12 protein-coding genes are annotated in these 12,081 nt (G+C 37.1%); 9 read left to right on the top strand and 3 right to left on the bottom strand.

All coding sequences use genetic code 11. The annotated features are described in order from the left end of the window. The first annotated feature begins 417 nt into the window (after window positions 1-417). Genes P255_RS06325 through P255_RS06305 form a run of 5 tightly spaced genes read left to right on the top strand, consistent with a single transcriptional unit; the run spans window position 418 to window position 4,267 of the window. Window positions 418-804, top strand: a complete 387-nt coding sequence (locus P255_RS06325; protein WP_035365067.1) for a type IV pilin protein — start codon at window positions 418-420, stop codon at window positions 802-804. Window positions 805-816: 12 nt separating this feature from the next. After that, a complete protein-coding gene (locus P255_RS06320) occupies window positions 817-1,281 on the top strand; it encodes a pilus assembly FimT family protein (RefSeq protein WP_004901682.1) in 465 nt (154 codons plus the stop codon). Then, entirely contained in the window at window positions 1,259-1,630 is a 372-nt protein-coding gene (locus P255_RS06315) for a prepilin-type N-terminal cleavage/methylation domain-containing protein (protein ID WP_004901679.1), read from the top strand. Before P255_RS06320 ends, P255_RS06315 begins: the two co-directional genes overlap by 23 nt. Beyond that, window positions 1,627-2,238, top strand: a complete 612-nt coding sequence (locus P255_RS06310; RefSeq protein WP_004901677.1) for a hypothetical protein — start codon at window positions 1,627-1,629, stop codon at window positions 2,236-2,238. The genes P255_RS06315 and P255_RS06310 overlap by 4 nt, the downstream gene beginning before the upstream one ends. Window positions 2,239-2,251: 13 nt before the next feature. Further along, the gene (locus P255_RS06305; protein WP_004901676.1) at window positions 2,252-4,267 is read left to right on the top strand and encodes a hypothetical protein; all 2,016 of its coding nucleotides are present in this window, start codon (window positions 2,252-2,254) and stop codon (window positions 4,265-4,267) included. A gap of 110 nt (window positions 4,268-4,377) precedes the next feature. Here P255_RS06305 and P255_RS06300 read toward each other — a convergent pair whose 3' ends face one another. The 3 genes from P255_RS06300 to P255_RS06290 form a co-directional block, all read right to left on the bottom strand. Further along, on the bottom strand, window positions 4,378-5,007 hold the full coding sequence (locus tag P255_RS06300; protein WP_035365064.1) for a CatB-related O-acetyltransferase: 630 nt from the start codon (window positions 5,005-5,007) through the stop codon (window positions 4,378-4,380). Between the two features lie 189 nt (window positions 5,008-5,196). Continuing rightward, the gene (locus tag P255_RS06295) at window positions 5,197-6,210 is read right to left on the bottom strand and encodes a homoserine dehydrogenase (RefSeq protein WP_004901670.1); all 1,014 of its coding nucleotides are present in this window, start codon (window positions 6,208-6,210) and stop codon (window positions 5,197-5,199) included. 104 nt (window positions 6,211-6,314) lie between these two features. Continuing rightward, window positions 6,315-6,941 (bottom strand): helix-turn-helix transcriptional regulator, encoded by a 627-nt coding sequence (locus tag P255_RS06290; RefSeq protein ID WP_035365301.1) that lies wholly within the window; start codon window positions 6,939-6,941, stop codon window positions 6,315-6,317. 196 nt (window positions 6,942-7,137) lie between these two features. Here P255_RS06290 and P255_RS06285 point away from each other — a divergent pair, with 196 nt between their 5' ends. The 4 genes from P255_RS06285 (at window position 7,138) to P255_RS06270 (ending at window position 11,719) form a co-directional block, all read left to right on the top strand. Beyond that, a complete protein-coding gene (locus tag P255_RS06285) occupies window positions 7,138-8,109 on the top strand; it encodes a threo-3-hydroxy-L-aspartate ammonia-lyase (protein WP_004901665.1) in 972 nt (323 codons plus the stop codon). Window positions 8,110-8,580: 471 nt separating this feature from the next. Next, complete coding sequence (locus P255_RS06280) at window positions 8,581-9,762, top strand: MFS transporter (RefSeq protein WP_004901663.1); 1,182 nt, start codon at window positions 8,581-8,583, stop codon at window positions 9,760-9,762. 77 nt (window positions 9,763-9,839) lie between these two features. Continuing rightward, a complete protein-coding gene (locus P255_RS06275) occupies window positions 9,840-10,304 on the top strand; it encodes a hypothetical protein (RefSeq protein WP_035365062.1) in 465 nt (154 codons plus the stop codon). A gap of 398 nt (window positions 10,305-10,702) precedes the next feature. Further along, entirely contained in the window at window positions 10,703-11,719 is a 1,017-nt protein-coding gene (locus P255_RS06270; RefSeq protein ID WP_004901657.1) for a 3-deoxy-7-phosphoheptulonate synthase, read from the top strand. The last annotated feature ends 362 nt before the right edge of the window (window positions 11,720-12,081 follow it).

The following is a 12,081-nucleotide window of genomic DNA, read 5'->3' as shown; positions in this document are numbered from 1 at the left end:
TTATCCTCTATCCTCAGCGAAAAATAATATTTAACAAGAGCTACTGAACAAGAAATATAGCAAAATCTATCATGCCTTGTAGTGTAAAAATATTCTGATTAATACTCCAGTAGTGTATTTCACTTGAAACGAAAATAGATGACAATCATCGCACCTTATGAGCATTATTGCTAATAGTGTTATTTTTAATGAAAGATAAAAAATAATTGAACCTTAGATTTAGCTTAGGTAAAATCATTTTTTGTGAATCAAGTCACATAGTTTACAATTTTTTTGTTAATATTCAGTTGTTGAATAATATTGTTATGTCATTTGGTAATTTATTTTCTTAAAGCATTAAATATGGTTTAATGTTTTATATGTAACAAAATGCCAATTTCCACAAGCAAAATAATGGGGTTATTACCAAATATAAAGATGAATAACATATCGAAAGTTAAAGGTTTTACCTTAATTGAACTGATGATCGTGATTGTCATATTGGCCATAATTGCCAGCTTTGCAATTCCTGCATATGGGAATTATGTGAAAAGAGCACATATTAAAGCAGCACAGTCTGATTTAGTTGCTTTGAGTTTAGTGTTAGAAAACACATACCAAAGAACGCTCAGCTACCCAGTTTCTACAACAACAAATACTGCAACAACTAAAACAGCCTTCACTTCATGGAACCCGAGTGAAGATGTTTTTTCCTACACAGCAACTTCAACAGCAAGCAGCTACACGCTCACCGCGACCAAAGGGAATTGCACAATGACCATGACGAATACATCGTCATCACCAAGTTCATGCGATACCTATTAATCCGGAGTGTTTATGCGTCACATGTTTGGTTTTACGCTGATTGAGATTATGGTGACAATTGCGATTTTGGCAATCTTAGCAGTAGCAGGTGCTGCCTTTACACGAGATTGGGTCAGGCAAGCTGAGCTAACAAAAACGGTCTCATCTCTAGATAATGCAATTAATCTAGCCAAATCAGCCGCAATTAAAAATGAAAGTGGATTTACAGATAATTCTGCTGTAACTCAGGTCTGTCTCAATAATCAGGTGTTATCTGTACACAAATCCAGTTCAAGCACTGCAGCAAACTGTAACTCCGCATCTAATTATAATTTTGATCTTCCATCGAGCGTTCAAATTAAAGATACATCTGGCGCTACTGTTCAATGTATTGCTTTCGGACATTTAGGAAGCCAACTTTCTGTTTCACCATGTACAAGCGATCAAGTCATAACCATAACCAATGGCAATCTCAATGAAACCTATACATTTAACTAATCTTGGTCAAAAAGGCTCCACCTTGCTAGAAGCATTGGTTGCATTGCTTTTAACCAGCATTATTGCTTTGGGTGGGGCGCTGAGTATCGGTAAAATTTTAAAAACACAACGGCAAAGCAACATTCAACAAGTCGCGGTAGACCAGCTTCGGGTTTTATTACAATCTGGAAGTAATTTGTGTGGCACAACACCACAAATCACGGTCAATAATGAAAATTTAAACGTAACTGTGACGTGTACCCAGCAAAATATTACCGTGGGGCAAAGTAGCATTAGTATACAAAAACCTGTATTGAGTGTAACGGATGATTCTTTAGGTGGGGAAGTTCGCGTTGGAGAATCATCATGAAGCATCATCAAACAGGTTCAACCATGATTAGCCTGATGATTGGTCTATTAATTTCTCTATTATGCTTAATTGCACTGGTCACAATTTTTCGTGCGGTGATGGTCAATAGCGTTGATTCTCGTCAGAGTTCAAAGCAACAAACCCAAATCTATAATGGTTTTACCGTTGCACAAATCTTGGCACAAAGCGCAGGCTTCGGCTTTTCTTCTGGTACCAATGTTCTCATTGCACCCAATCCACTTCAATTAAATGGCGGCATTACCGTAGACAACAGACAATCTGCTTTATGGCGTTATTACTCTACGCTAGGTAATGCAAACACTTTAACGTGTCAGGGCATCGCAAGCGTTATTAATAACGACCAGAACAAGCTAGTTTTACTTAAAACTGCAGCGGATGGCTGTGCACAAACCGCTTCTCTTAATAGCTTGAAATGGTCTATAGATCGTGTTTTAGCGGTACTACCATCAACTGCAACCATTGCTTTTGCACTAACAACAGAGTCATGTACGCCATATGGTGTTGGGAAAGTAGCAAATCATCCAAAACTGACAATTTCAGCAAACTCTACAAATTTCCCGATTTGCTTATCAAACATTACATCTTAACAGGGTCATTTTTATGATAAGAAAAGCCCAGCCAAATTTAGCAACCTCACAAAAAGGTGTTGCAACCGTACTGACCGTGATGCTAGTTGGGGTTGCATTAGCCGTCGCGATTTTAAGTACAGCTTATTATATTCGAAGTAAGCAACAGGCTGCGGTATCTAGCCATGCTGTGACAAATGCGCAAGCGGGTGCTTGGGCTGGTGTAGAAATTTTGCGCAAGTATCTTGAAAGTTTAAGCGAAAGCCAACTTGAAAGTTTAGAAACAGGTGCAATAAGTATCAATGCTTCTGGAATCACAGCATCCATTGATACGATTACAGCTCCAGCAACCAGCGCAGACCCATATCAAATCGTTGCAACCATTAAAAATACAAGTAGCACTGCTCAAGCAGCATCCACGATTCAGGTTTTGTACAATGTCATGCCGACATCGACATCATCAAGCAGTACTGGAACGGGCACAAGCACTGGTACGACTTCTGCTATGGATATTTATAGCAATCTGGATTTATCTGGGGGAATTACATTTAGCCAAAATGGGACTGGCAAAGTCGCGATTAATGTTTATGGTGATTTTTCAACAGGTGGTGTTGGTCTAAAAGGTATAGATAGTTTAACTACAACAGGGAATGTTACTTTAGATAGTCAGGCACAAATTAATAATATTTATTCAAATGGAAATGTGACATTAAAAGGCGGTGCATCTGCTCAGTTAATTTCCGCGAAAGGGTGGATAGATATTAAAAGTGGCGGCACACAAGGTGATTTATATGCAGATAAATATATAACCATAAGTAATGGTAGTCTGCATAATGCAAGCACCTTAAGCTATATAGAATTTTCTAGTGGTGGTGGTTCAGCACAAACATTCACAGCAGGCGATTATGTTAATGTTAGTGGTGGTGGTGGCTCAGTAAATCAGGTACTAGCAAAGGGAAATGTTAACTTATCTACATGGGGAAATATTTCTAATGTAACTAGTGAGGGAAAACTTACATGTGTATCAACAGGTTGGGATAAGTATAGCTGGTTAAAAGCTGTTTCATTTCAATCATGTTCAACTAAAAATGCAACAACTTTACCTGCAGGCACAAATTCTATTGTGGCAACCGGTGCTTTGGTCACCGTGACAGCACCAAGTAAACCTATTGTGAATGCTTTGAGTTACGAGTCTCAGGCAAATTATATTTTGAGTGTGGATAGCAGTAAAAATATTATTGTCACTGTGCAAAATGTGAATGGAATTCCAAATGGTAATTATCATATTGCTTCATACGTAGAGAACTACAATACTTATATAGGACAGTTATGTAGCAGTGTGGATAAGAAAAATATCTGTACGAGTACACCAGTGGGCTATATCTACCCTAAATATTCACGGGCCGATGTTATTGCCTACAGTGGAGGAACGTGGTCTTTAAATATCAATGGGAATTCAGGTTATCCTTCTTTGGCTCCTGGCGTATTTTTATTTAAAGGGGATCTAAAACTCTTACAAGGTAAATATGTGAATACTTTCTTATCGACTGGAAACATCGATTATGGTGGCTCTATTACCTCGCAGGCTCCAAACTATGCTGGAGCAAGTGTGGTTTGTAATAGTACGGATTTTGGTCGACCAACCAACTTATGTAGTTCAAGCACGTCCTTAATTCCTGCAAGTATTGGTAATATTGCTTTATTGGCTGGGTCATGTACTAACGCCACAACGGTTGCTTTATGTCAGTCTACATATACTGGTGGGAATATTTCCTTGGGTGCACAAGCTACAGTCTATGGTAATGTGATAGCAGGTAACCTGTTAAGCACATCTGGTGATAGTAAAATCGTAGGTTCTCTATCGGCTGCAGGTCTTGGAGATACCAGTAAAGGGTCTAAATTTACAGGTTCGACAACTATTGATCTCTCAACTTTAAAAGATCACCCTGATTTTTCAACAGGCGGTGGAAGTTCAAGTTCAAGTTCAGGCTCTGGTTCAAGCAGTTCTACAACCACTACAGCAACAGTTCAGTGGGCACGTTATTTATAAGTAAATATTCTTGAGAAAAAGGCTCTTTGATGAGCCTTTTTTATTTTAAATATCTCTCAAGATTTGAATCCATAAGTTTGATTATGGATATCATTTACTATAAGCGTTTGCTAAGCAGTATGATTTTGTAAAAACTCAATCAAAGCATCGACATTATCAGATTGCAAATTTTCTCTGATTTTTAACAGGACTTTTTCATCTAAATCATAAATTCTGGCAGACAGTAATTTCTGTATGGCATCAGGTGAAAAGCGATACTTCATAATCTGTGCAGGAACACCAGCAACCACAGCATAAGGTGGTACATCTTTGGTCACAACTGCGCCTGTTGCCACAATCGCACCTTCACCAAGTTTTACGCCCTGCATGATCATGGCACGACTACCAATCCAGCAACCATCCCCAATGATTGTATCTCCAGCAGGTACAAAACAGCGGGTATCGAAGGGAAATGCTGAAATCCAGTCTGTCCGATGTAACTGATTACCGCCCATCATAATCACGCATTCCGCACCAAAGCAGACAAAGTTACCAATATAAAGCTGATCGATCTGATTTGCAGATGTTGACGGTTTATTGTGTAGATATCTAACGACACATCTTTCAAAGCCACTATCCCAAAAAGCGCTGTAATAGCTATAGTTCCCCCGAATATGGATATTGGGATTTTTCACCGTTTTTGAGATAAATTCAAATTCACACCAATGTTTAACTGGGGAATTAATTGTGGAGTCTCGCATTTCTTCAGGTTAAATCAAACAAAATAGATTGCTGATTTTACATGGTCTGTTGGTAGATCACTATTTTAAAGCCCAATCATCGCAACAATTTTAACTACTACAAGGACTTTTGAGGTTTTATAGACATCTTTGTGCATGGTTAACTAAACCTGATAATTTTGAGCATGCTTTCTGAAATAAGCATGTTCATCAAACAAGCTTATTCAAAATGAGATATTCTAGATCCTTTAATGCGGCGGCGGCTGTTGCAACAGGTGAAGATGCGCCTCCACTAATATAAAATTCTCCCATATCGTCAGTCAGAACTCGCAAAGCCTTATTTTTCCCAGTAACTAGGGAAAATGGGTGAGTCTTTTCAAATAGTTCAAGTCTGACACCCGCACTCAAATTATGGTCCATACAATCAATATATCCAACTAAGCGAGGGACAAGACTGTTTAAGCGCCAATGCTCTATATCTAATTGAGTAATGTGTTCAATGCCTTGTTTAGACAAGTGATAAAAGTCGATATTTTCTTTTTTAAAGAATGTCTTAGCAATAATGCAAATTTTAGCAGCAGTGTCCCATCCTTGAGTATCAAAACTACTATCTGGTTCTGCAATACCGAGATTTTTAGCTTTTGTTAAGGCATCATCAAAACTTAAATTGTTCTGCATCATCTCATCCAAAATAAGATTGGTCGTTCCTGTTAAAATGCCTTGAATGGTGAGGATCTTACAGCCCAACAGGTTGGATCGAATAAAATCAACCGTAGGGAGGGCAGCAGCAGTTGCTCCGCTATACAAAAGTTTGACCCGATTCTGAGTAGCTAATTCTAAAAGACTTTCTAACTCTAAAACTAAAGCACCCTTTGATACACAGATCACATTTATTTTATTTTTCAGTGCTTGGCGAATATATTCTAAGGAACTACCGCCAGTGACATAGTCACTTGGCCCAACATCTATGATGACATCGGCCTCAACCCGTTGCATAAAATCATGATTGGTTAAACCCGAGACATATTGAGGAATATCTAAAATTTCGTCTAGGCTTAGTCCGTGTTGATTTTCTATCAGACCAGATCGTGATTTACATACACCTGTAATTTGAATCGATATGTCATATTTTTGAGCATAGTCGTCTGCACGTTTTTCCAAAAGTTGAGCAATATTACGGCCTACAGAACCAAACCCAACAATAGCAACTTTAAGCTTTTTCATTCCAACCAATTTTAATTCCAGAATTTTCTTTTAAGATTCTAATTTACAAATAAGCATTTAGATATTTTATCTTTAAAATAAAGAGCATTAATGATTTACAAAACCTAAAGGTCTTTAAAATACAAATATGCCGTTGCTCTTGATATACTCAAATGCTGAGCAACCGTTTCAATTGCTTTTTTTATCTCCAGTAAACCATTTTGTTTTAATTCAGCCATTAAGGCTTTTCTTTCCTGAAGTTTAAGCATGTGTGCTGTTTTACCTGATTGAGCGGCATATTGATCAATATATTGTCGAATGGCTTCACTGCCTTTCGGTTCTAAGTGCTCAACAATACTTGTGCTCTCTATATGAGTAAAACGATCTAAAGCACTTTGCATTCCTCGAAAGAGCGTTAAATCAATATTCATGCATAAAGCAGCGACATATTGCCCATCTGTATTTTTAATTCCTATAGATGTGCTTTTTGTAGGGCGACCATCTGCAAATTGATTTGCGTAATTAGTTATTAAACTGGGGAATTCCGAAGATGTGATTCTCGCAAGACCTAACTCGGTAGCAGGGTCTCCAACCTTTCGCCCAGATAAATTGTTGTGTATGGCAAGAATTGAATGTTCAGGATTGGTTAGGTCATGTACGACAACCTCACAGAATGGTGCAAGTGTTTCACTTAATCCTTGTGCAATCATATCTAATTGTTTTAATAGGTACTTTTCATCAAATGCTGACATTTCAATTCCAAATTTCATCTCTAAGTTCATTTTATCTTTTTTTAGACAATTTTGCTGTATTTTTAGATTTTTTGTCTTAAATATTAAAATAAAAAGCGAAGAACTAGAATTTTAGTCTAAAATAATTAGACAAATAATCCTATTATGTATATTTTATCTAAAATATTGAAGCAAAATTTTAGATAGGTTTTAAAACATGCAAGAACAAAGACTTCCAACATTTGATGATGTTATTGCTGCAGCTCAACGTATCAATCATCATATAAATAAAACACCTGTATTAACCTCTAGAACGGCAGATACAGACTTTGGTGCCAAAATATTTTTTAAATGTGAAAATTTCCAACGCATAGGTGCGTTTAAGTTCCGTGGAGCAATGAATGCTTTGGCTCAATTGAATGATGTGCAAAGAGCTGCTGGTGTCGTTGCGTATTCTTCTGGAAATCATGCTCAAGGTGTTGCTTTATCAGCTAAACTTTTGGGAATTCCTGCAACCATTATTATGCCTCATGATGCTCCTGCTGCAAAAAAAGCAGCAACCAAAGGCTATGGTGGAAATGTAATTGAATATAACCGTTACACGGAAGACCGAGAAGAAATTGGGCAAGCATTAGCGAAAGAAAAAGGCCTAACTTTAATTCCACCTTATGACCATCCTCATGTTATCGCAGGTCAAGGGACTGTGGCTAAGGAACTATTTGAAGAGGTTGGTGAGTTAGATGCTTTATTTGTCTGTCTTGGTGGTGGTGGGCTATTGGCAGGTTCAGCTTTGTCTGCAAGGCATTTATCGCCAAATTGTAAAATATACGGAGTTGAACCTGACGCAGGTAATGATGGTCAACTATCTTTTCAAAAAGGTGAAATCGTACATATAGATACCCCACAAACAATTGCTGATGGCGCACAAATCCAGCATTTAGGTCAATATACTTTTTCCATTATTAAAGAAAAAGTTGATGATATTTTAACAGTGCCAGATGAGGAGTTAATTAACTCAATGCGCTTCTTTGCAGAACGTATGAAAATGATTGTGGAACCAACAGGATGTCTTGGTTTTACAGCAGCTAGAATGCTCAAAAAAGAGCTAAAGGGCAAAAGAATTGGAGTCATTATCAGTGGCGGTAATATTGATATGGCTCGCTATAGTCAATTACTGGCTGGAATTTAAGTTTTAACTTCTTTTATGTAGTACTTCAAAAAACAAGAGCATGCGAATCACCCAAATAGTCTCAGGAATTTTCTTGAGGCTATTTTTATGGAGAAGACAAAAAAACTTTATTCAGCGATATGCAGCACCTTTTCAGATAGAGTATCCACAATGAAATTTTTATTTTGGCTTTAAGCCTTCAATAATGACTTTATTTAGAGTATTTACGGCTGATTTTTCAATTGCTCAGGCTAAAGCAGAAAATATGAAAGAAGGCTTTTTACTGAGACTAGAAATTTTATATTTGTCTGTGAGTTAAAAGCTTTAATATATAGGCTCCAAGTTGGCTAATTACACAGGTCTAAAAAATATTTTTTTATGATTTGTAAACTAATTTGTAGACTGTTGAAATATAAACGAGAGTAATTGAATGCAAGTCGATATGGTCTTTAAAAGTACTAAGCTATTGAAAATAAAATGGAATATAACTAGATGTTAAGTATTCCAGTCCGCAGCAAACTAGGTGCTTTTTACTTCTTCTACTATGCGATTGTTGGCACATTCATGCCATATTGGAACTTATACCTTCAACATCAAGGATTTAGCTTTCAACAAATTGGGTGGTTGTCTTCGATTGCCATTATTACTCGTTTTTTTGCGCCGTTCATTTGGGGTTGGATTGCAGATAAATCTGGCAAACGTATGCTCTTGGTTCGGATTGCCACCTGGATTGAGACATGTATCTGGTTTTTAATTTTTATTGTTCCTAATAATTTTCAGTCAATCGCGACCTTAATGCTCATTTTTAGTTTCTTTCAAAATGCAATTTTAGCGCAATTTGAAGGTGTTACGTTATTTTGGTTAGGTGATGAAAAGGCAAAACTGTATGGGAGGGTCAGAAAATGGGGATCTGTTGGATTTATTGTTGCAGTATTTTTGATTGGTGAACTGCTTGATCTCATTTCTATTCGCTGGCTTCCAATTATTCTATTAAGTATCGCATTTCTTGCATTCATCTGGGCATTTACCATTCAAGAACCCAGCAATGCGCCGAAGGCACAAAAAAAATTACAACCGATTTGGAAAAATATTCGCCATCCTACAGTTCTGGCATTTTTTTCCATCGAATTTATTCTGCTGTTTTCATTTGCACCATTTTATAGTTTTTATAGCAATTATTTGCATGAGCAGCACTACAGCACTGCACAAATCGGAGCGTTATGGGCAACAGGTGTCATTGCTGAGATTGTGATGTTTGCTTATGCACAGCGTATCTTTTTACAACGGTTTTCTTGGCAAAAACTGGTGATTCTGTGTTTGATTCTCACCTCAATCCGTTGGTATATCGTGGGTGTTGGGTCTGCCTATTTTGTAGTGCAACTACTGGCGCAAACGATTCATGCTTTTAGTTTTGGTTTGTTTCATCTTATTGCGATGAAGGTTATTTTTCAGCACTTTAGTGCCGAGCAGCAAGGTCGCGGTCAGGCATTGTATAGTACGATGTGGGGTATTGGTGTTGCTGTTGGCAGTATTTTAGCCGGGCATTACTGGAACTTGTTATCAGGGCAGCATATTTTTGTGTATGCCGCGATGGTGGTATTGCTGGCTTTACCACTGACATACTGGTTGCCGCGCCATAGTCAACATGATGATGCTCTGGCAACAAAAGGTTAAATAAACAAGTTATTAATACAAATTCTTCAAGTAGATATGCTAAGTTATTCTCATCACTTAGAGGTATAGAACAACTTATGAAGCAATTATTCATCTCCAGTGTTTTTTGTATATGCTCAACATTTGCAATGGCGGCACCTCAGTCTGCCCAGTCAGTAGCAAACCCTCAAAATGACAATTCAATTAATATTGTTGTACGATCACAAATTGTAGGTTTATGGGGAATGGAAATTCCAAATAACAAAAAATGTGTGGAATATTATAACTTTAAAAGCAACAATCAAGTCATTATTAAAAGCGCTGCTGAATGGTCAACCGGAATTTATGAATATCAGCCATCGCCTGAAAACTCCAAAATTGGTGCTTTAGCTTTGCAAGTTAAATATGATAACAATCAGAAAGACTGCTCAGGGCATCAGCAAGATCAGGCAGGAGAGGTGTCACAGTATTTTGTTCAGTGGCGCAACATCAATACCATCCAGTTTTGTACATCAGAAAAACAAGATAAATGCGTCGTTACTTTACGCCGTGTTCTACCTTAGTTTATGAAAATAAAGTATTTTCATAGAAAAGTTTATTTATTTTATAAAAATACTTGTTTAATAAAATAAACAGGCGTATTTTAATAATTAATAGTTTATTCGTGATGACTTTGATGTTACAGCAACCTATCTTTATGACTTATTATGCGTATTTCTGGCACTTTAGATAGTCGCCCGAACACGTTTGGGCACGGAAAAGATAGGTTGCCCATCAAAAAAATTTATACCTGATTGGCAACACCAATCAGGTTTTTTTATATTTTAAATTTGGAGAATAATGATGATGTTTACAACTTATTTGGTGGCTTATTTTCAACCTCGATTCTGGCTTTATGTTGCATATAACCGATCAGCAAAACATACACCCTTATTGATGGATTAAACGCCAAGGAAATTTTATGAACAGCATTTTGAAAACTCCGCAACAACTGAAGCAGCAACAACCGCTCACACAAGAACTTGCTGCACAGGTACAACAACAGCGACAAATCATTGAAAGAATTTTAAAAGGGCAGGACAAGCGATTATTGGTCATTACAGGGCCTTGTTCTATTCACGACCCTCAAGCAGTACTTGAGTACGCAGAAAAACTCAAACAATTACAAACTCAGGTCGATAAACAGATTTATGTTGTAATGCGCGCTTATATTGAAAAACCACGTACCACAGTAGGTTGGAAAGGTTTTTTGTATGATCCACATTTAAATGGTGAAGCCGATTTAAATGAAGGCTTACAGCAATCTCGCGCATTGTACTTACAAATTTTACAATTGGGCTTACCACTGGCAAGTGAGATTTTAAACCCAATGGTGACAGGTTATTTTGATGATCTTTTAGCATGGGGTGCGATTGGTGCGCGGACATCAGAATCACAGATTCACCGCGAAATTGCCAGCAGTTTGCCATATCCAGTAGGTTTTAAAAATGGCACAGATGGTTCAGTACAAATTGCAACAGATGCTATTTTGTCTTCACAGCATTCTCATCAGTTTTTTGCAATGGGACAAACTGGTGCGCCAGTATTACTCGCAAGCTCAGGAAATCCTTTACCGCATATCATTTTACGCGGCTCAAATACGTCTACCAATTATGATGCAGCATCAATTCAGGCAATCCAAAAAACGTTAAAGCAGCCGACAGCAATCATTGTGGATTGTAGTCATGGCAACAGTGGTAAAGATCCGTTACGCCAGCCTGAGATTTTGCAGCAGGTTGTACAAGAACGTGCTTTAACGCAAGTACGTGGTGTGATGTTAGAAAGCCATTTGGTAGATGGGCAACAAAAAATCTCTGCATGCATGACTTATGGTCAATCTGTCACAGATAGTTGTTTAGGATGGGATAAAACTGAAGCTGTATTACTCGAGATTTCAGAGCAGCTGAACCATAACAATCTCAATAAAATTGTCGCTTAATTGAACAAAAAACAGAAGATAAGGGGAATACTTATCTTCTGTTAACCCTTTAATTTAACAAGACATTTTTTAATCAAGGTCTCACCTATTTTACGTAAGTGGTTAATATTTAATCATATTTATTTTTGGATTAAATATTATACAACTTCATTTTCTGCGGCATAGTGCTATACATGACAAGTTTTTTATCCAGAATTTTCCAAAATTATTTCAACATCTTAAAATAATACATAAATATTTGTTTTTAAATTAATTTTTTAATATTTTTCATTGGAATCATTGGAATCATTGGAATCATTGGAATCATTGGAATCATTGGAATCATTGGAATCATTGGAATCATTGGAATCATTGGAATCATT

Origin of the sequence: Acinetobacter brisouii CIP 110357, from assembly GCF_000488275.1 — a bacterium.
In the GTDB taxonomy this organism is placed as follows: Bacteria; Pseudomonadota; Gammaproteobacteria; order Pseudomonadales; family Moraxellaceae; genus Acinetobacter; species Acinetobacter brisouii.
This window is presented reverse-complemented; position numbering and strand designations above follow the sequence as displayed.